General features: G+C 54.6%; 15 protein-coding genes and 10 pseudogenes. 14 read left to right on the forward strand and 11 right to left on the reverse strand.

Annotation, left to right across the window (positions count from 1 at the left end; translation table 11 throughout):
- The first annotated feature begins 79 nt into the window (after positions 1-79).
- Positions 80-271 (forward strand): hypothetical protein, encoded by a 192-nt coding sequence (locus GPOALKHO_RS00780; RefSeq protein WP_406702537.1) that lies wholly within the window; start codon positions 80-82, stop codon positions 269-271.
- A gap of 118 nt (positions 272-389) precedes the next feature.
- Here GPOALKHO_RS00780 and GPOALKHO_RS00785 read toward each other — a convergent pair whose 3' ends face one another.
- A complete protein-coding gene (locus GPOALKHO_RS00785; protein ID WP_406702538.1) occupies positions 390-536 on the reverse strand; it encodes a hypothetical protein in 147 nt (48 codons plus the stop codon).
- Positions 537-1,622: 1,086 nt separating this feature from the next.
- Between GPOALKHO_RS00785 and GPOALKHO_RS00790 the strand changes: the two genes are divergently transcribed.
- Positions 1,623-1,943, forward strand: coding sequence for a hypothetical protein (locus GPOALKHO_RS00790; protein WP_406702540.1), 321 nt, complete (start codon positions 1,623-1,625; stop codon positions 1,941-1,943).
- 228 nt (positions 1,944-2,171) lie between these two features.
- Here GPOALKHO_RS00790 and GPOALKHO_RS00795 read toward each other — a convergent pair.
- Positions 2,172-2,887 (reverse strand): annotated as a pseudogene (locus tag GPOALKHO_RS00795) (phosphoribosylformylglycinamidine cyclo-ligase); the annotation flags it as partial.
- A 171-nt stretch (positions 2,888-3,058) separates the two neighbouring features.
- Here GPOALKHO_RS00795 and upp point away from each other — a divergent pair.
- The 3 genes and pseudogenes from upp (at position 3,059) to hda (ending at position 5,610) form a co-directional block, all read left to right on the forward strand.
- Positions 3,059-3,685, forward strand: coding sequence for a uracil phosphoribosyltransferase (gene upp, locus GPOALKHO_RS00800; RefSeq protein ID WP_406702542.1), 627 nt, complete (start codon positions 3,059-3,061; stop codon positions 3,683-3,685).
- A gap of 34 nt (positions 3,686-3,719) precedes the next feature.
- Positions 3,720-4,837, forward strand: a pseudogene (locus tag GPOALKHO_RS00805) (solute carrier family 23 protein).
- 76 nt (positions 4,838-4,913) lie between these two features.
- Positions 4,914-5,610, forward strand: a pseudogene (hda, locus tag GPOALKHO_RS00810) (DnaA inactivator Hda).
- A 481-nt stretch (positions 5,611-6,091) separates the two neighbouring features.
- On the opposite strand, the gene GPOALKHO_RS00815 reads toward hda, so the two are convergent.
- The 3 genes and pseudogenes from GPOALKHO_RS00815 to GPOALKHO_RS00825 form a co-directional block, all read right to left on the reverse strand.
- A complete protein-coding gene (locus tag GPOALKHO_RS00815; protein WP_406702543.1) occupies positions 6,092-6,379 on the reverse strand; it encodes a hypothetical protein in 288 nt (95 codons plus the stop codon).
- 130 nt (positions 6,380-6,509) lie between these two features.
- Positions 6,510-6,977: a thioredoxin-dependent thiol peroxidase gene (bcp, locus tag GPOALKHO_RS00820; protein WP_406702544.1), complete on the reverse strand. Its 468-nt coding sequence runs from the start codon at positions 6,975-6,977 to the stop codon at positions 6,510-6,512.
- Positions 6,977-7,526 (reverse strand): annotated as a pseudogene (locus GPOALKHO_RS00825) (ACT domain-containing protein). Before GPOALKHO_RS00825 ends, bcp begins: the two are co-directional and overlap by 1 nt.
- A gap of 80 nt (positions 7,527-7,606) precedes the next feature.
- Between GPOALKHO_RS00825 and dapA the strand changes: the two are divergent.
- The 8 genes and pseudogenes from dapA (at position 7,607) to GPOALKHO_RS00865 (ending at position 11,781) form a co-directional block, all read left to right on the forward strand.
- Positions 7,607-8,485, forward strand: coding sequence for a 4-hydroxy-tetrahydrodipicolinate synthase (gene dapA / locus GPOALKHO_RS00830; RefSeq protein WP_406702546.1), 879 nt, complete (start codon positions 7,607-7,609; stop codon positions 8,483-8,485).
- A 16-nt stretch (positions 8,486-8,501) separates the two neighbouring features.
- Entirely contained in the window at positions 8,502-8,768 is a 267-nt protein-coding gene (gene bamC, locus GPOALKHO_RS00835) for an outer membrane protein assembly factor BamC (protein ID WP_406702548.1), read from the forward strand.
- A gap of 696 nt (positions 8,769-9,464) precedes the next feature.
- Positions 9,465-10,028, forward strand: a pseudogene (locus GPOALKHO_RS00840) (phosphoribosylaminoimidazolesuccinocarboxamide synthase); the annotation flags it as partial.
- Positions 10,029-10,390: 362 nt separating this feature from the next.
- Positions 10,391-10,720: pseudogene (locus GPOALKHO_RS00845) on the forward strand (neutral zinc metallopeptidase).
- An 82-nt stretch (positions 10,721-10,802) separates the two neighbouring features.
- Positions 10,803-10,910: a neutral zinc metallopeptidase gene (locus tag GPOALKHO_RS00850; protein ID WP_406702549.1), complete on the forward strand. Its 108-nt coding sequence runs from the start codon at positions 10,803-10,805 to the stop codon at positions 10,908-10,910.
- A 22-nt stretch (positions 10,911-10,932) separates the two neighbouring features.
- A pseudogene (locus tag GPOALKHO_RS00855) lies at positions 10,933-11,384 on the forward strand (DUF441 domain-containing protein).
- Positions 11,385-11,418: 34 nt separating this feature from the next.
- Positions 11,419-11,550, forward strand: a complete 132-nt coding sequence (locus GPOALKHO_RS00860; protein ID WP_406702550.1) for a hypothetical protein — start codon at positions 11,419-11,421, stop codon at positions 11,548-11,550.
- Between the two features lie 27 nt (positions 11,551-11,577).
- Complete coding sequence (locus GPOALKHO_RS00865) at positions 11,578-11,781, forward strand: hypothetical protein (RefSeq protein ID WP_406702552.1); 204 nt, start codon at positions 11,578-11,580, stop codon at positions 11,779-11,781.
- Between the two features lie 553 nt (positions 11,782-12,334).
- Here the strand turns inward: GPOALKHO_RS00865 and GPOALKHO_RS00870 are convergent.
- From GPOALKHO_RS00870 to GPOALKHO_RS00890, 5 genes and pseudogenes are all read right to left on the reverse strand, one after another.
- Entirely contained in the window at positions 12,335-12,457 is a 123-nt protein-coding gene (locus GPOALKHO_RS00870; RefSeq protein WP_406703303.1) for a hypothetical protein, read from the reverse strand.
- A gap of 589 nt (positions 12,458-13,046) precedes the next feature.
- Positions 13,047-14,174, reverse strand: coding sequence for a succinyl-diaminopimelate desuccinylase (gene dapE, locus GPOALKHO_RS00875; protein ID WP_406702553.1), 1,128 nt, complete (start codon positions 14,172-14,174; stop codon positions 13,047-13,049).
- 25 nt (positions 14,175-14,199) lie between these two features.
- Positions 14,200-14,553: pseudogene (locus GPOALKHO_RS00880) on the reverse strand (ArsC family reductase).
- Positions 14,554-15,250: 697 nt separating this feature from the next.
- Positions 15,251-15,421 (reverse strand): efflux RND transporter permease subunit, encoded by a 171-nt coding sequence (locus GPOALKHO_RS00885; RefSeq protein WP_406702555.1) that lies wholly within the window; start codon positions 15,419-15,421, stop codon positions 15,251-15,253.
- Between the two features lie 467 nt (positions 15,422-15,888).
- Positions 15,889-16,297, reverse strand: a pseudogene (locus GPOALKHO_RS00890) (efflux RND transporter permease subunit); the annotation flags it as partial.
- A gap of 145 nt (positions 16,298-16,442) precedes the next feature.
- Here GPOALKHO_RS00890 and GPOALKHO_RS00895 point away from each other — a divergent pair.
- Positions 16,443-17,041: pseudogene (locus GPOALKHO_RS00895) on the forward strand (NUDIX domain-containing protein).
- Between the two features lie 1,493 nt (positions 17,042-18,534).
- Here GPOALKHO_RS00895 and GPOALKHO_RS00900 read toward each other — a convergent pair.
- Positions 18,535-18,900 (reverse strand): hypothetical protein, encoded by a 366-nt coding sequence (locus GPOALKHO_RS00900; RefSeq protein ID WP_406702556.1) that lies wholly within the window; start codon positions 18,898-18,900, stop codon positions 18,535-18,537.
- Positions 18,901-18,921 lie beyond the last annotated feature (21 nt).

Raw genomic sequence — 18,921 nt, forward strand, 5'->3', positions numbered from 1 at the left:
TGGTCGCTGGCTAATCGATGTCTATGAGCCCAAAAAGGATTTCTCACATCCGCGCCGCAGCATCGCGTCGTGTCATCGGATGCCGATTTTCATCCACAATGTCACTCTGGATGCCGGCGCGTCTGGGAGGCTTTGCCATGCCGACTCTGCAAGGATGTTAACCGTGTTTAGCCTGCGCGATGCGCATCCGCGCGACCGCCCGACGATACCAGACATGACCCCAGACAGGCATGCTCGCGGCAAGTTCGACACTGTCAGCGCGCAGCGATAGGTTTACCGTGGTGGCAACCCACGGTGGCGCGGCACCGCCAAACTCCGCTGATGGCGACCTGGCGCCGCGGGAGCGCTCATTGCGTGCCGGTTCTGACCGAAAAAATCTAGTATCCCAGTTATTCAGCGCTGACGTGGGTACGGCAGTCCAGGCCGGCCGGCGACAATTTTGCCGCGAGAAATTCGGCCTGGTGCCGTCGGTTGGTGGAACGCTGAAAGTCGCTTTTGCCAGGCCGTTTGCTACTCATGGCGCTGGCCGCTGCCATGTATAGCGTTTAGTTCATGTCTGCCAGGCTGCGCCGCTGGATAAATGGAGATTGGGGCGTAGTGCCGAGCGTGATCATCGGCGTCATCACCGACCTGTGGCTCGCGCCGCATTTGGCCGGGAGTGCTCGGCAGCATTATGCTGTTACCGGTGTCGTTGCCGCTGCTCGTGCTTGCCATGGCCACCTAGCCGGCTGCCGCGCGTTGACAATAGCGTGTTCTAGGGGGCTGCTCGCGCCACTTAGTGGCCAGTCTCTGCAGCTGCTGCGGACACAGCCCTCTACTTCTACTGTTCTACTTTACTGTCCGTTTTGAACCAATCAGCCCACCTGTCATGCTTTTGGATGAGCGCATTGGTGTGCAACGACCGCCTGTATCGACGCCGATGTGCTGGTGGTATAGCGCCGAAGCGGCGCGCGGCTTTGCGGCTATCTAGCGGGTATCGTGAGGAGGCAAGCAGCCGTTGACCGCCGCTTCGATGTTTGCTGTGCTGGAACAGCAGCGAAATGTGGTGCGCGCGCGACGGGCGCAGCGGCAATCGCTGCCACTGCATCGGCAAGGTGTGCCCAGTAAGTGGCGCAAAATGAACGGCAAACGGCCTATGAGGCATTAAGCGAATAACTGGCCGCGCTATCGAACGGAAGTGGGGCGGTGCAACCGGTGCTAGCCGATGCGCAGGGATAGCACCAGGGTGATCTAGCTAAGCGATATCGATAAAGCCTTTGGTATCCAAATGCGATGAGCCAAAAACTGCGGCATCTGGCCACGCAGACCTGTCGTTTCGTTAGCCTACATGACACCGTGTGAGAGGGCGACTGGGTCTTTGCGGCAATGCCGGCACACTGCTGCTGGTGATAACTGCTGTTGGTGATCGTCATGCCCCTTGGAGTTGTGGCGGCCATTTACTTGCATGAATATACGGCTCGACACTGGCTGACCCGACTCCGTATCGTGGCGAGCCACTTGGCCGGCGTGCCGTCAATTGTCTATGGTATTTTGGTCTGGGGTTTTTATCCATACGAACTTGCGGGATAAACTCTTTTATGCCGACACCTTGCCGTCACCGACCTTCGGCACTCCGGATTACTATGGTCCGTGCTAACGCTGGCGCTGCTGACCCTGCTGGCGGTGATTATCGCTACCGAGGAAGGACTGGAGAGCATCCCTTCCTCCCTGCGCACGAGACGCTGTCGCTCGGCGCGGCGTCGGCGATGATGACTGGGCTGATTCTGACAGTGGCGTACGCGGCAGAGGAAACCACGCTGCTGATGTTGGTAGGCGTCATCAAATCGGCACTGAAGCTTCCTCTGGACTGGACATTGCATTTTCTACCAAATGCACGATTGGCGTTTCAAAGCCAAGATGGCGATGCAGTGCAACCGATGGCTTCGCCACCGCGTTGCTGTTAATTGTCATCGTCGTGTTGTTGAATCTGGCCGCAATGGGCTTACGCCCCGGCTGTGTGAAAAGTATCGTGCGTTAACATTACGATAGGGAACAGGCTGTGATGTCCCGAGTCCTCCCTTTACTCTTTCACGGTGCGGTCGCCACACCAGAACAGAATACGCAGCCGGTGGCGCTGGAAACCGAACATCTGCGGGTACGCTATGGCACAACTTGTCCTCGACAATGTATCGCACCGCCGGCCGTTGCCAGCTGTTTTCATCGATCACCGCCTGGGCCCAGGCCGGCAGAACGCATGGGATATTCTCCCAGAAAGCCGCCGCCGATTAAATACGCGGATCGCATGTACCTCGGTCTGCTCAATAAGGGAAGCAGCGCTTTAACGTGAATGCGCATCGGCGTCAGCAGGTGATTCGCCAGCGATTCGCCCTCTGTCCGCGTCTGTTCTGGTCGATCTGGCTGAAGGGCAAAATCCTATGCACCAGTGAGTAACCGTTGGAATGTGGGCCGCTTGAGGTCAGTGCCCAGTTTTCCACGACGCCGCGAAAAGCCGGCGACGTCATAATCCTCACTGTGATACATGCCCGGCATTTCACGGCCGCGGTATCGACGTCCAGCTTGCTGGTGGCATGATAATCGAAAACAATGGCGCACGAATCACCAGGTCGTTAACGCACATTGCCCCTAAATCGATGCCGATGGTATCGTGGCGTTTTAACTCCATGACCAGACGCAGTTTGCAGAATCAGCTCGCGGCATTTCCGTGGCAGCGCGCACAGCGCACTATGAAGCCGGTCAGCCCGCCACTACTTCTTCTGGGCGCTTGGTCTGTTTACAACACCTTTAATACGGTCTACCACAACATCTGCGCCTTTGTAACCGAGAGAGAGGTTTTATCGGTTACTGCAAGATCTCCACGGAGATAACCTGTTGCTTGAAATGGGCGCAGCCAATTCTAACAGCGTGGGCAATCGCGAGAGCTGTTGCATTCGCGTCGGCATTTTGTTGACTATGGTCCCATAGGCTTGATCCCAATCAGGCAAATACGTATGGTGCGGCTCGAAAAGGGGTTATAATCTCGCGATTTTTTGGCCGTTCAGTGGCCCTAGGGGGAGATAACATGAAGGTCGTTGAGATTAAACACCCGCTGGTCAAACACAAGCTGGGATTGATGCGCGCTCACAATATCAGTACCAAGCGCTTTCGCGAATTGGCGTCAGAGGTGGGGAGCCTATTGACCTATGTCGCCACCGCCGATATGGAAACCGAAACGGTTACCATCGAAGGCTGGTGCGGACCGGTTGAAATTGACCAAATCAAAGGAAAGAAAATCACCGTCGTACCTATCCTCCGCGCCGGCCTCGGCATGATGGATGGTGTACTAGAAAATCTCCCCAGCGCGCGCATCAGCGTAGTCGGCGTCTACCGTGACGAAACGACGCTAATGCCCGTACCTTATTTTCATAAGCTGGTATCAAGTATCGACGAACGCATGGCGCTAGTAGTGGATCCGATGCTGGCGACTGGCGGCTCGATGATCGCCACCATCAATCTCTTGAAGAAGGCCGGCTGCCGTTGTATCAAAGTGTTGGTGCTGGTGGCGGCGCCAGAGGGCATTGCGGCGCTGGGAAAGGCACACCCTGACGTGGAGCTTTACTCTGCTGCTATTGATAAGGGACTCAACGAAAAAGGCTATATTATGCCGGGCCTGGGTGACGCAGGCGATAAAATATTTGGTACAAAATAATTTTGATTTGACACTGAATTTGAGGAAAGTCGCCATTACCCGTCGCGCCATCAGAGTGTCGGAATGCCCGCCGCTGATGAAAACCATCCCACTGAGTTTGCAGCACCTGTTCGCCATGTTTGGCACCACGGTGCTGGTGCCAATTTTATTTGCACCGCCCTGCTGTTTAATGGTATCGGCACCTTGTTGTACCTGTTATCTGCAAGGCTAAAATCCCCGCATATCTCGGCTCCAGCTTCGCCTTTATTTCGCCTGTACTGCTGTTGTCGCCGCTCGGCCATGAGTAGCGCGCTATTTGTCGTCAAGAAGGCGGGAAGCGGTTGGATCGACATCATTCCCCCTGCCGCGATTTGGGCAATAGTGGCGGTCATCGGCCTGGAGCTAGCTGGTGTCGCGGCCAATATGGCAAGTCTGTTGCCTGGCGTCGATGGACGCTACCGCCGTGGCCATATCCCTGGCCACCCTCGGCGTTACGGTGCTGGGGGTTTGTATTGCAGGTTTTGGCCATCATTCCGCGCTAGGTATCGTGGATTTTCGGCCGCCGCCCCTAGTTCGCGCTGCCGACATTTTACCACTCGCGCTTTGAATGGATAGCTATTCTGACTACCCTGCCGGCGGCGCTGGTGATGATAGCTGAACATGTGGGGCACTTAGTGATAGCCGTCAATATTGTGAGCGCGACTTATTGCGCAATCCTGGCCTGTGCCACTCGCTGTTCGCCAACGGCGCGTCAACCCTGCTTTCGGGCTTTTTGGGTCGACGCCGAACACCACTTACGGTGAAAATATCGGTGTCATGGCGATAGCCCGCGTTTACAGCATCTGGGTCATTGGCAGGGCGGCGTCCAGACGGTGCCGCTACCGGTGATGGGCGGAGTGTCGTTGCTATTGTACGGCGTCATCGCCGCCTCTGGCGCTCGGGTGCTAATCGAATTGAAGGTCAATTATAACAAAGTGCAAAACCTGCTTCTGATCTCGGTTATCCTGGTTATCGACGTCAGCGGCGCCAAAATCCATCTGGGCGCCGTCGAGTGGAAAGGTATGGCGCCTAGCAACGGTGGTTGGTATCGCGCTTAGCCTGATATTTCGCGTTATTACGCCGCTGCTCGGCGAAGAGAAAATCCTCGAACCCGATGAAGGAACGCCATACTGACGGCCGCGCCGTCCTCGCGGTGCGGTAAAGTTATGGTAAACTGGCAAAGTTCTTTACCAGAACGCAAGAGGTACATCTGAATACGCCGACGCAGCTTTCTTTGACCGCTCTATCTACCCGATGGAAACCTTCGCCAGCTTTTATCCTGGCGAAAATGGCGCACTGCTGGCGGCGCTACAGGAAATGCTGTCCCATGAACACAGCAGTTACCTCTTTTGGTCATGCAAGGGGAGCAGCCGCAGCCATTTATTGCGCGCCGCCTGCGCGGCGCTGTCGGCGCGCACTCAGGCGGTAGGCTATGCGCCGCTGGATAAACGCACCTGGTTCGTTCCTGAAGTGCTGGAAGGAATGAAGCAATTAGCGCTGATGACCATCGATAATATCGAGTGTATCGTCGGCGATCCATCGTGGGAAATAACAATTTTCAATCTCTATAATCGCATTCAGGAAACCGGGCGCACCCGACTCATCATTAGCGGCAATTGCCCGCCACGTCAATTAAATCTTAACCTACCTGACCTGGCCTCTCGTTTGGACTGGTGGCAGATTTATCGTTTGCAGTCGCTATCTGATGAAGAGAAGGGCGCGGTCCTGCAACTGCGGGCGAACCTGCGTGGATTTAAGTTGCCGGAAGATGTCAGCCGCTTTTGTTAAAACGATTGGAAAGAGATATGCGAACGCTGTCGGCGACGCTAGATCAGTTGGATCATGCGTCCATCTGTGCGCAGCGCAAACTGACCATTCCGTTCGTCAAGGCCATTTTGAATCTCTGAGGCTTTGATGTGCTTTAACCCTGAACACCGCCTATTCTGGTCGTCAGTATGGTACGCCATGCAAGTGTTCCGCAGTGGCGCGCGGTTTAGGGGCGCGCGCCTTTCTCATACTGCGCGAAGCGTAGCTGCAACTGCCCAATCTGATCGATACGTGCGTCATAATGCGCCTGCTGTAAGCTGCTAAATTTAACCCGGCTACTGGCCTCGCTTACATGTCCGCACCGTTTGATCCAACTGCCCCGTTAACCCAGCCGTTCGGCGTGCGCTGTCAGCTCCTGATCCCCTAGGCCCTATCAGGCGCATGCCTGTGTCAGAAGACCCCAGCCATTGGTGTTGTCAGGGTGAGAAAGGTGTAGCGATTGGGGAACCGTATAACATCGCTGTAGCGATACCATTCGACATAGGAGTTGGCGAGGTTGAGCAGCAACACCGGCTTGGCATCGCGCCCATTGCCACCCAGCGCCTCAAGTCGGTTGGTGGCCTATCCCATCTGTTTTAGCGCCAGATCGATATCAGTCATCAAATCTGCCAGCCAGATGTTGGACGGTTGCCAGGTTAACAAGGGTTGCAGCGTATGTTTGGCGTCGTCATATTTTTGGATAGAACAAAACGCCTGCCCGTACTGCGCAGCTAATGATGTATGATCTAATAGCGGATCGTTGATAATCGTGGCGCTGAGGCACAGTAGGTGCACGAAGCAGTCCCCCATTTTTGCCCAGGGTGTTGCCGATAGCGGTACCCATATCCAGCAGATTGTCCTGGATTTCATTGGTCTGCGTCTGGAGTGTGCCGACGAACGCGGTCAGCAACAGCGCGATAAGGCTTTTTCAACCGAGTAACCAGAGTTAACCCATGTTTCCGACGGCGGCCGGCCGTCATCCTACACTGCAGATTGCATATCAGACGCTTTTCAAATAGGCCAACACGATATCATGGTGATTGCTGGTTTTGAAATCATCGAACACTTTTTCGATGGTGCCATCGACACCCACCAGGAAACTGATGCGGTGAATACCATCATAGGTTTTGCCCATAAAGCTCTTCTCGCCCCAGACGCCGAACTGGCCGGCGACCTGATGCTCTTCATCGGAGAGCAAAGTGAAATTCAGCAGCTCTTTTTCGGCGAAGCGGGATAGTTTCTCAGGTTTGTCGGTACTAATGCCAAGGACTTCCACTCCGGCCCTTTTCAGGTCGTCCATGTTATCGCGCAACCTGCACGCTTGTACGGTACAGCCTGGCGTCATCGCTTTGGGATAAAAGTAGACCAATACTCTTTGCCCCTGGAAGTCAGTAAGGTTGATGAGTTCACCGTCCTGATCGGGTAGGCTAAATTGTGGTGCTGTATCACCGGCTTTCAGTGGGGTCATTACAATACTCCGTCTCTTTCCTGATGCTGTGGATGATTGATAACTCTAATACTGCCCTGCGCATGCAGTTCTGTACAGAGTTGATGAAACCCCTGTTCAATCAGCACAACCTGACCCCAGACCGACCGTGTGCGATCATCGAGAGTATCAGCCGAGGCGGTGATTGCGGGCTCACCGATTGCGCTTTCGACGCCAGCTCCGCCAATGTCATCTGATGGCTATTAAACAAATCGGTATAGCGCTCAATGATGTGAGGAAAGTCACCCATTTCCACCGTGACCCACACCGTCTTCGGCGTCGCCGGTTTCTCCTGGGCGTTGGTACGCTTCATGGTAATCAATAAATCCAGCTCGGCCCCTTTCAGCGGCAGAGTAGATTCAATTTGCCGGAAAGTAGCATAGTAAAGATAAATTCTTCGCCCAGTATGGCGAGTTGGCTATCTTCAATATTACAGCCGCAGCGGATGACATGGTGGGTAATAGAACAATGCCAGGCCGGTCTGTGCCCAAGAGTGGTGATAATCAGATAATGTTGCTGTAACGGCGGCAAATGGCGCTTCCTGTCCGGCGGGTTGTGATTTACTGTGATTTCAAAGTACTATTAATAATCTGTTGGTGAGGGGATGGTTAATGTTTACGGGAAGCATAGTTGCACTGGTTACTCCGATGGACGAAAAAGGCGCCATCGACCGGGTCAGTCTAAAAAAAATAATCGATTATCACGTCGCCAGCGGCACAGCAGCCATCGTGGCCGTGGGAACGACCGGCGAAACGTCTACCCTAACGCATGAAGAGCGTGGCGATGTGGTGATGTGGACCCTTGAGCTTAGCGACGGGCGCGTGCCCGTTATCGCGGGCACAGGTGCCAACTCTACCTCCGAGGCGCTGTCGTTGACTCGCCGCTTCAACGACAGCGGCATCGCGGGATGCCTTAGTGTTACGCCATACTACAACCGTCCGAATCAGGAAGGGTTGTTCCAACACTTTAGAGCTATTGCCGAAAGCAGCGATTTGCCGCAGATCCTGTACAATGTGCCGGTGCGCACCGGCTGCGATATGCTGCCACCGACCGTCGCCCGACTGGCGGAAATCAAAAATATTATCGGTATTAAGGAAGCGACTGGGAATTTAAGCCGCGTTAGCCAGATCCAAGAGCTGGTCAATGCCGATTTCCTTTTGCTAAGCGGCGACGACGCCAGCGCATTGGACTTCATGCAACTCGGCGGCAATGGGGTGATTTCTGTGACGGCGAACATAGCTGCGAAGGAAATGGCGCAGATTTGCACGCTGGCAGCCGACGGCAATTACGCCGCTGCTCGCCGTCTGAATCAGTGCCTGATGCCGCTGCATCAGAAATTATTCTTTGAACCCAGCCCCATACCGGTTAAATGGGCTTGTAAGGCATTGGGATTAATAGCGACTGATACCCTGCGTCTGCCGATGACGCCCTTGACCAAGGCGGGCAGCTGTGTGATGAGGCAGGCGTTAACGGATGCGGGTTTGCTGTAATTCTTAGGGAGATTTAATGGCTTATTCGATGCAAAAGTCGTGGGTAACGAAAGGGGTAGGCGTCACGCTTATTGTACTGCTCGCGGCCTGTACCGGCGATAAGCGCTATAAACGTCAGGTAAACGGCAATGAAGAATACCTAAAAACACCGCCGTTGCACGCACTGTTCAGTCCTTCCAACATGATTTTGCCTCTGCAGAACGGCGACTATGAGATTCCCGCCATCACGCGAAACGGCGCCGTGGGCAAAGGGCTGGACATCTACCCACCGCACAGCCACTGACGTTGCTGAACGGTTCTTGCTCGCAATATTCCGGCAATAACTCTGTTCTCCAGTTGGAAAAAGCAAGGGCGATCTCATCGCCCCACGTCAGGACGCGCAGCAGAGGTTGAATATCGATTGGATCCTCTAGAGGCGGACGAAGACGAACGGCACAACGGCTGTACCAGAAAGCTTGGCGACGCAGGACTATCGGACTTCGCTGCAGGTAACCTCTCTTGGCTGCAGGTAAGCTCTCTTGGCTGCAGGTAAGCTCTCTTGGTCTGCGGCAGTAGGACAAGCTGGTGACTAACCCCGCGCTGATGCAGTGCTATACCGTGAGATGCCCAACGGCGTCGTGAACGGGCTTCAACAGCTTAACGACGAGCGCGCCAACCGTCTCTCATAGGGGTGAGACCGCCGTCTGATCGTGAAAAGCGGCGCTGACAAAAGCGGGCTGCCACTGCCGGTGGTGCGCTCCCGTACAATATCGTGTGGACCCATCTGCCGGCGGCGTTCTACGTATCGGCAGGACAGCAGCCGCCCACTCGGTATCATCTCAGTGATTTATGATACCCATGGCAGCGGCATCTGGAACGGATCTAGGCGCCAAAGATCCGGATTTACGCAATGGCGACTATAAACTGCACGCTACAGTTCATCAATCCTTACCTGTATTATAGCGTTATTTGCCACTGTTTGTCACTGGAGTATGCAAAGATGCAAAAGTTAGCTGAGTTGTATTTCGGCAAAGCGAAAACGATCTATACCACTGAGGATCCGGATTTTCTGATCCTGACTTTACGTAACGATACGTCAGCGCTGGAAGGTCAGCTTATCAAGCAATTCGAGCACAAGGGCATGATCAACAATAACAATTATTTCATCATGACCAAATTGGCCGAGGCCGGCATCTCAGCCTAGATCATGCACCTGCTTTCCGACAATGAAGTGCTGGTGAAAAGTGCCGGTGGTGCCACTGGAGTGCGTAGTGCGCAACCGCGCCGCCGGTTCGCTGATGAAGCCATTGGGGTGGAAGAAGGGCTAATCCGGTGGTGTTCGATCTGTTTTTGAAAAACAACACAATGCACGATTCGATGATAAACAGCTCCTATTGCACCACCTTCGGCTAGGTCAGTGAACACCACTTGACGTGCATTAAAGCAATTGACCTATCAGGGCAACGATGTGCTGTGCAAAATTTTTGATAATGCCATGCTCGTTCCGGTGGACTTCAAGCTGGAATTCGGCTCATTCAACGGCGAAATTGTGCTGAGGGATGAGTGCCCATGGACGGCAAAAACACGCAAAAGTCATCGAAGCCTAGAACTAACCGCGCAATCGTTTACTTGGCGCAGCGGCAGCCTGCCACTTGTCCGTTGTTATATACCTACCGTCCTCAATAAATTGGGATTACGATGCGTTGGCAAGACTGTCGCAGTATCCGGTCTCGGTAGCGGGCTCAGGCTACCGATTTGTGGTAAAGGCAGCATACCATACTGCTGGTTGTGGTGGCGGGCTATTATGGCGTCGGATCTCACACCGCGCTTACCGGCGACCAGTTAAGTTCACTGTGGCTATACCGAAGATATCTGGCAGCAGATTTTCCAGCAGATGTGCAAGTCTATCAACCGCCGAAGCTTGTGATGTACTACGGCGCGACGCGTACCGGCTACAATGCCGGCCAGTCGGTAATGGGGTTGTTTTATTGTCCGACGGACGTATGGTGTATATCGACTTATCGTTTTATGAGGATATAAAATAAGCTCGGCGCCGGCGGTAATTTCGCCCAGGGTGATGTTGTTGCTCACGCAGTAGGGCAACGCGTCCAAAATGCTCGTCATAGAAAGTCAGGTACGGCAACTTCAACATGGCGCGCTGGCCAAACCGTGAATCAGCTGTCGGTAAAGCTGGGGCGCAGGCGGACTATTTCGCCGGCGTATGGGGCCATAGCATGCAGCAGTGATAGATTCTAGATGAACAAGATCCCCAGGAGGCGCTGAATACCGAACAGGCTATCGGCGACGACCATTTGCAGCAGCACGGACAAGGAGGGTCATGCAGGACAGTTTTACCCATGGCACCTCCCAGCAGCGTTATAGTTGGTTTAAACGCGGATTCGACAGCGGTGATATCAAGCAGTGTGATACCTTCGCCAATCGCTAACTTACTTGCTCAGGGACAGCGTATGAATTTTTCCGATCCGACGCTGCTGATCCTGCTTGGTCTGGCGGCGATCGGTATTATTAGCCACAATAGCACCGTGACGGTGGCGATCCTGGTGTTATTAATTATTCGCCTTACGCCGATGGAACAGTATTTCTCATGGGTGGAAAGCAGGGATTGACCATCGGTATTATTATTCTCACTATTGGCGTACTGGTGCCCGTCGCTAGCGGCACGCTGTCCGCGTCTACCGTACTGCACTCCTTTCTGCACTGGAAATCGCTGCTGGCGATCATGATCGGTGTGGTAGTGTCCTGGCTGGGCGGTCGCGGCGTCTCATTGATGTCCAGCCAGCCCTCCGTGGTCGCCGGGTTGTTAGTGGGCACAGTGCTCGGGGTCGCGCTGTTTTGCGGCGTGCCTGTTGGGCCACTGATAGCTGCGGGGCTGCTGTCTTTGCTTGTGGGCAAAACCTGAGGTAACGGCGTCGCAGCGTGCTGGCGTGCGGCGTTTGCTGGTCATAAGCGGCGAGTCCGGCTGGTGCTCTCAGCAGGCGGCGGCGCTCTGCGATGTCCCAGCAGGTGATTGGCTGTTGGTGGTGAGCAAAGTGAACGCAGTGTCGGCTGCTGCCCGACGGCACTGAAGACCCTGCTCGGTCGCGAGTTTTTGTGTGGTATTCGACGCCCGCCAGGCACTGTCGGTGGATGCGCTGGCGGTGCTGGCCGGTACATTGGTGGCCGGCAGTTGGCTGCTGCTGGTGCCGCCATGGTCGATCTGGCCTCGCGTGCCCGTCGGCGATTCACTGCGTTGGAGTGAACAGTCGCAGCCGATTTCCACCCGTCTTTTACCCACTATTTTCGCGCTTCGCTGTTAGCGGACTCGGTAGGTGGCGCTGCTGTGCCAGAACTGCGCGCCGCAGCTCACGCCGCTTCCAACCGGCCGTGGCAGGCGCCCGTCCGCGACCGGCCACTGCCGATCAGCGCCGGCTACTACACCGGTTCAGGCAGAGCCCAGCATTAATTGCGTAGCGCGGACGCGGCAAATCGGCGCTGGCTGGGATGTTCGTTCATAAACTAGCCGATGCCTGCTGTATAACCTGCTCTCGCCAAAGCTGACGTGGACGCTCTGCGGCGTTACGCGAGGCAGACGCCCCTTGCCTTCGATGCGCTGTTGGCCCGCTGCCGAGATGGGGAAAGGCGCGCTGACAGCCGGTAAACGAGGCCGCCGCGCCGCCACTGCCGACGCTGCGCCTGTAGCTAACGCAGTTGCTATCGGATGAGGCGCTGGCGATGCATTTGGGATTCAGCAGGAAAAGTGCTGCGGTAATGCTGGCGACAGCGTGCGCTTAACGCGACATTGGCGATTTTTAGCCAAAAGTCGGCGCAATAAATAAAAGTTATTTCTTTTTCCAAGTCGTCTTCCTCGTCTCATTGTGCGTTGTTGTCCCAGTGCGGGCAACTCGGGACGATTTTCAGGTGGTTGGTCGCATCCAGCCGACGCAGTGCTTTTACGCCACCTATTAACATGCCTGCCAGAACTAATAACACCACCGCCAACAATTCGCTACCGATCTCATAGACTTACTCCTTATCGATATTATCAATGTAGCGCTGGAAGATATCGTCCAGCCGTGGCGCCAGCCATCTACTACCCGCCACGTCCTGGCCTTACCAGGCCTTCAGCAGCATGGCGCGGTCCGCCAGTAGCCAGTAGCTGTGTGCCATAGCTCCATCGCCACATCGACGCGATCGCACGCATAGGGGCGGTAGAAGCCGTAGAAGCCGTATCCGCCCAGATACTAGCCAAACAAGCGGGCGCAAAACAGCCGCCGGGCAAATACTCATCGAGCGTAAGCTGCAATTGTGCGTCTGGGCGCAGTAAATCGGGATAAAAGATATCCAGATCGGTACCGTAGTGGTGTCGGCGCCTCCGCGATCGGCTAAAGTAATCCAACAATGGCCACTGACTGTGAAATTTGCCATTCCAGATACGCAATTGGCGATCAAAGTCACGAAAACTGGCTGGCCGGGGCGCAAGGAGAACCTCGCTTATGTCACCGTTTGCTGCAATCGTGCAAAGCCGTCGCAGCAAGCGGGATAAAATGCCGATCGGTGAGGCCTGTCACCATCAGAGTGTCCATCATAGGACCAATTGTTCTATGATGCGCTGGTATATTCGGCTTAACAGCTGTAAATCGGCGGTGCTTACATGCTCATTGGCCTTATGGATGGTGGCGTTAACCGGGCCGAGCTCCACCACCTGCGCGCTCATGCGTGCAATGAACCGACCATCGGAGGTGCCACCGGTAGTTTCCAGACGCGGCGTTAACTTCTGATAGTGCTCCACCGCGCGCACCGCCGCGTCCACCAGCTCGCCGCGCGCTGTCAGGAACGGCTGGCCGGATAGCGACCAGTCAATGCGATAGCGCAGCCCATGTTGCTGCATTAATGCTTCTACCCTCTGACGAAGGGTGGTGTCAGAAAGCTCGGTACCGAAACGAAAATTGAATTGCACCTGAAGTTCGCCGGGAATGACATTGCTGCTGCCGGTCCCGGCACGAATATTGGCGATTTGCATCGTCGTGGGCGGGAAGAATTCATTGCCCTCGTCCCAGCGGGTTGTCACCAGTTTCTTCAGCGCGTCCATGGCGCGATGCACGGGATTCTCCGCCAGATGCGGATAGGCGACATGTCCCTGCACGCCCTGCACCACCATATTCGCGGTGAGCGAGCCGCGGCGGCCGTTTTTGATGGTATCACCGACCTGACAGCTGCTGGACGGCTCGCCCACCAGGCAATAGTCCAGCCGCTCCTGACGGGCCATCAACGCTTCCACCACCTTGACTGTGCCGTTGCGCGCGTCGGCTTCCTCATCTGAAGTGATTAGAAACGCCAGCCGGCCCTGATGATGAGGATATTGAGCGACAAACCGTTCGGCGGCGACCACCATGGCGGCTAGCGACCCTTTCATGTCCGCCGCGCCGCGGCCGTAGAGCAGGTCGTCACGTAACGTCGGCTCGAACGGCGGATGATCCCAATATTGTGTCTCGCCTGTCGGTACCACATCGGTATGGCCGGCAAAGGCCAGGGTGTGGCCTTTGCCGCGCCAGGCCCAGATGTTAAGGGTGTCGCCGAACAGCATCGGTTCAATGGTGAAACCCAGCGCCCGCAGGCGCGCCGCTATGATTGCCTGGCAGCCGGCATCGTCAGGGCTTAAGGAGGGGCGTTTGATTAATTGCTGTGCGAGCTCCAATACGGGACAAGACATGTTAGACTTCGCTGGCGGTAACCTGCTAATAATCTTGCGAAGAGAACCCCAACAGCAGACGGCCATCCGCTTCAGCAGGGGCGCTCGATGATGGTCGATTGACTGAGCATTAGCGCTGGCGCACCGCGCGCGTTACCAGCCTCCGCACGCTGTTAGCCGATGAGTGTACGCCAGGTGGTGTCGCGGATGTTAAGCAACGCTTGCTAACCCAGGCGGCCGAATGAAGCGCTGCAAAAGGATGGCGTCAAGGCCATCGGCGTGGTAATCGTGAAAGCGGTAGGGCATCTGCCGTTCGTTGAGCCAGCAGCGGGCTTTTTACCGTATTGCGATTTTTGATGCCATACAGCATGGCGATGGGGTACTGTAAATCGTTGGACATATCTAAAGCTACCTTAAGCGGGAAAAGGGCGCCTGACGGCTCTCAGTAACGACCGACCAGAGTAACAAAGGTTCCATGATGAGGGAAAAAGAGCGCGGGATCCAGCGTTGTGGAACGCTTGTGCAGTGGGCTTCGTGGGAAGGTTGCCCCACACAGATGCCGCGGCCAGTTGACAGGATTACGACTGGACAGGTCGGCTGTTAAAGTTGGTCCTGGGCTGCCGCCAGTACGTCATGGCCGATGCCGCTATTATTAAAGGCTCTAGTTTCGTGTTCGATAAGGATGAGCGGCCAGCGATCGCGAGGGTCCTCAAAGTTTTCAGCCTGATGAACTGACGCGCCAAGTTCTTGTCGTCGTCGGGACCGGCGGCCATCTTGCTATCCTTTTCATGGGTCATGAAATAGTTCTCGATCTTCTCAACCACTTTAATGTCTGTTGTTGGGTGGAGACAACTGGCAATTACCCCTGCGCCATAAAGACGTCTCGATCCTTCATCGGGGAAACGAGGTGCGAGGTGGCAAATAGATAAACATCCATGCTATGGCGCCAATCAGCAGTGTTGAAGCAGCAGCCAGCGGATTAGCACGCTTGTATTGCGCCGGCTACGCTGCGTTTACAGCGCAAGGCACTTGGTTGAAACAGCAGTTGAACAAGCCGAAAAGTCGCGTCGGCCATGTGCTGAGCGGCTGGTTGGGGCTCAGCACATGGCGCACAAGGCTGGCATCAGGATCATCGCCACCGATACCCGGCATCGCCATCGCGCCGCCACGATAGTCACGGAAAATTGGTGATAAATGGCGCCGGTGATGCCGTCGAAAAACACCATCGGCACAAACACTGCCGAAAGCATCATTGCAATGCCTACCAATACGTCTTAGATCTGGCCCGTGGATTTGTATGTCTCACCCGTTCGACGTCCTACACCACGACAACCGCATCGTCCACCTAAAGACCGATAGCCAGCACAATGGCGAATATAGTGGGGTATTAATGCTAAAATTAAACAAATAAAGCACTGCAAAAGGTGCCCAACAGCACCACAAAGACGGCGATAGTAGAGATAAGCGTGGCGAGCAAGTTCCGCAAAACAGGCACATCACCATAGGAGGTTTTCGCCTCCAGACCGCAGAACAACTCCAGCTCCGCGATTTTCTTTTTCACCACCAGATTGGTCCTAGTTCCACCGTCGCGATATCGCTCAGGGTGATATACGAACAGTTCTGATTGACAGGCAGTATAATGGGCGCGGAATTGAACCTGCGTTTCAAGCTGCGCTTGGGCATAGTGACGTTGGGGGTTTGATCGGGGTTGAGCCAGTAGGCATCGATACTGCTGGCCATCGGTCGAGATGAAAGCCTCCATCATCAAATTGGCGTCGCCGGTTTTGCTTGCCTGTCACGCCATGGCTTTGTAGCGCGCCTGTGGCAAGTGGCGCTGTTCGGCCTGCAGCTGATTTGTACCTGCTGCATGGCTTCATTGGGATCGGTGCCCGCCAAAGGTCAGTGTGGTGGCGCGACCAGTATTGGTACTTTCGAGGATATATACAACAGATTATCGAGACCGATGATATGGGTAACGGTATTTCCAGCATGTGTATGGAGGCGCCTGTATAATTGGACGAAATACGGATCGTTAGTGGCATCGGCCGAGGATATTGCTCAATCGGCAGCAATATGATAGCCATCACTCCAGTCAGGCAAATAATTGCCAGCACCCAGCAAAATGGAGTGATAAATAACAATATCCAGTCATAACCTCAAGGCAATGGCTTATCGGGTCAAGTGGATATTGCAAAAACTGATCCCTTGGACTAGCCTGACGTCACGGGGCTGGATTAGGTTATGATTGTTTACGCTAGCTATTCTCCTGAAAGCACCATCGAAAAGGTTATGTCTTTTAAGATTAAACGCATTAAAACTTGGTTTGTTCTACGCGAAATTATCTACGATCTGATGAAAAAGACGGCAGCAGCAGCCAGCATCAGATACGAGAAGTGTACGATCGCGGTAACAGTGCAATAATATTTCTTTATCACCGCGGGAAACAGCGTGGTATTAATCAGCCAGTTCCGCATGCTGACGCATATCAATGGTAATGCCAACGGTATGTTGATTTAAACCTGTGCAGGCCTGTTGGGCGATAACTCTCCAGAGGAGAGTATCAGGCGCGAAGCGATGGAGAAGACCGGCTTTGTTGTGGACGAAGTGGAAAACTGTTTTCGGCCTATATGCCCCAAGGCGGCGTGACCGAGCTGGTGCATTTCTTTCCTGTCGAACATGACAATACTTCGCGCCGCAGCGCCGGCGGCGGAGTTGAGGATGAGGTTATCGAAATGCCTTTCCCGCAAACGTTGCCGATAGTGAGTGATAGACGCATCTGCGACGGCAAAATGATTATGTTTGATTATGTTATTGTAGCAGGCCTAGCTTCACGGCTGCTTGATGGCGGCCGAACAACAGTCACGCGAAAAAACGCGCGGCGGGCGTAGGAGGGAGGGAATCCGGCGGCTGGCTAGTGCATTTCACGATAGCGCCGACCATCGCCGTCCTACCATTGCTGGCTGCGATGTATGGAGGGTTGTCTCCCGCCAGGTTCACCGTGTTAACCGCCGCGCCATTTTGCGCCAGCGGACCAATCACGCAGAATAATTGGCTGCTGCACCGCCAGATACAGCACGATATCGCCCTGAGCGTTGCGTAACGCGGCGTCTATCGCCGGATGAGCTAGGATATTACGATGCAGCTACTGATTTTTCTTGCTTATTGCTATCATTAACATAATCATCCCGTTCCGGTCTTGGCGCTTAACGTCGGCGTGGGCGTCCCTAAGCAGCAATGCGCCTGCCCACTTTATCGTGTCTGGCAGCGTACATCAGCGACAATATGCCATACATATCGACGCAAGTGACGTCAATATCTTTTCGGCAAGGTAGCTATCGTGTCGGCACCGTTGAAATCCGTGGCTAACCACAGCGCGGTGAGATGATGAGCATCCGGCGCGTCGATCGTCGAGTTATTGCGCAGCCAGGCGTTAACGCAGGGGATACTCTACTTGTTCGGCAGCTTTCGACAGGGTAAGGAGGGAGGGAAGTGGAGCAGGTGGGGATGCCGTGTGCCGATGTATCTGGCACGATAGCGCGAGGCTCCAACGAGCGGCGGGTGACCAGAAAACAGCCGCGTTTCCTTAAGGGGTGCATTTCGGCAGTTCGGCAGTTGTTTCATACACGAAATGGAAGGCTTGAGCTAGTCCTTACGCAGGCCGGGTGGAGTGGGATAAGGATAGGGCGATCTCGAGCTTGCGCAGGCTGTCTGCCTGGCTAACGCTGAGCGATGAGACCATTTTGGCGCTCTGGTGAAGAGCGATCCGAGGACTAAATGCCGGGAAGGGGTTGCGTTGGTTCAGTAGCAACAGTCCAACGAATGCGATCGGCATCGGGCGCGATGGCGCGAATCCCTACACCAAAGTATTGGGGGTGAGAGGTTTGGCGGCACAGTGGGACGGGAGCAGTGGGCGCAGATAATGCGCCCCAATATGGCGACGATAGGAGGTAATTTATTCGACATAATTCCTCCTATTACATCCCCTGTTATTGCATGATGAAATATCTCAGGAGCATGAACATCACGGCGCTCTATCCCGGTTTTCTAATGAATTAACTTTTTCTGATGGCGGTCAACGACTTCTTCGGCAAAAATAATCACGATGGCGCGAAATGAATCGTGCGTGAAATAAGCGTGCAATATCACGAAGATTTATTATTATTCCTTGATCAAGGTGTACCAACGTGAATAGTCAGTTAGGGTGCAGTGAGCGCTGTGCGCAATAGACTCACTCGTGACAACGGGCGGGTTTATTCTCCCAGATTAGACAACAGAAAATAATTATGGCTCGGCGTTAGCAATGCAGGCCGAAAGCAGCGAAGGTATAATGGCGCGCTGTATGATGCTGTGGTAAACCTTCGTTTCCGGCCATACGGAGACGTCACCGTGCACTAACAGATTGTAGCGTGTGCGGGCTCTGCGCCGAGGGCGGGCATTGCCCCCACAACACCTCAGCGGCGGGCTTAACAGAAGGACGCCGCCGCGTCAGCAGCATATCACTCGAACAGTGCCGCAATACGCGGATACAGCATTGTTGTACCGCCTTGGTATGACCCCTTTCCACTACTAACGACAAAGCGCTCATTCCACTGATATTGCGCAAGTTTATCGCGATGACGGGATGGATTAACAGTTCTATCGCGGCGTGAGGGTTGCCCTGCGCCGCACGCATTATCGGCGTAAAGCTCAACTGATCCACGCGGTTTATATTAATATCATTATGATTCAGCAATATCTGTACTGTCATCGCGTTGCTGCTCCTGTCTCG

It is taken from the genome of Sodalis sp. (in: enterobacteria) (assembly GCF_036327475.1).
In the GTDB taxonomy this organism is placed as follows: domain Bacteria; phylum Pseudomonadota; class Gammaproteobacteria; order Enterobacterales; family Enterobacteriaceae.

What these genes read in the sequence shown, in the direction of transcription:
- bamC (WP_406702548.1), top strand. Translation starts at nt 8,502, where the DNA reads ATGGCTTATTCGATGCAAAAGTCGTGGGTAACGAAAGGGGTAGGCGTC.
- GPOALKHO_RS00780 (WP_406702537.1), top strand. Translation starts at nt 80, where the DNA reads ATGCCGATTTTCATCCACAATGTCACTCTGGATGCCGGCGCGTCTGGG.
- dapE (WP_406702553.1), bottom strand. Translation starts at nt 14,174, where the DNA reads ATGTCTTGTCCCGTATTGGAGCTCGCACAGCAATTAATCAAACGCCCC.
- upp (WP_406702542.1), top strand. Translation starts at nt 3,059, where the DNA reads ATGAAGGTCGTTGAGATTAAACACCCGCTGGTCAAACACAAGCTGGGA.
- GPOALKHO_RS00785 (WP_406702538.1), bottom strand. Translation starts at nt 536, where the DNA reads ATGGCAGCGGCCAGCGCCATGAGTAGCAAACGGCCTGGCAAAAGCGAC.
- GPOALKHO_RS00900 (WP_406702556.1), bottom strand. Translation starts at nt 18,900, where the DNA reads ATGACAGTACAGATATTGCTGAATCATAATGATATTAATATAAACCGC.
- dapA (WP_406702546.1), top strand. Translation starts at nt 7,607, where the DNA reads ATGTTTACGGGAAGCATAGTTGCACTGGTTACTCCGATGGACGAAAAA.
- GPOALKHO_RS00815 (WP_406702543.1), bottom strand. Translation starts at nt 6,379, where the DNA reads ATGAAATCCAGGACAATCTGCTGGATATGGGTACCGCTATCGGCAACA.
- GPOALKHO_RS00790 (WP_406702540.1), top strand. Translation starts at nt 1,623, where the DNA reads ATGGTCCGTGCTAACGCTGGCGCTGCTGACCCTGCTGGCGGTGATTAT.
- GPOALKHO_RS00850 (WP_406702549.1), top strand. Translation starts at nt 10,803, where the DNA reads ATGCAGGACAGTTTTACCCATGGCACCTCCCAGCAGCGTTATAGTTGG.
- bcp (WP_406702544.1), bottom strand. Translation starts at nt 6,977, where the DNA reads ATGACCCCACTGAAAGCCGGTGATACAGCACCACAATTTAGCCTACCC.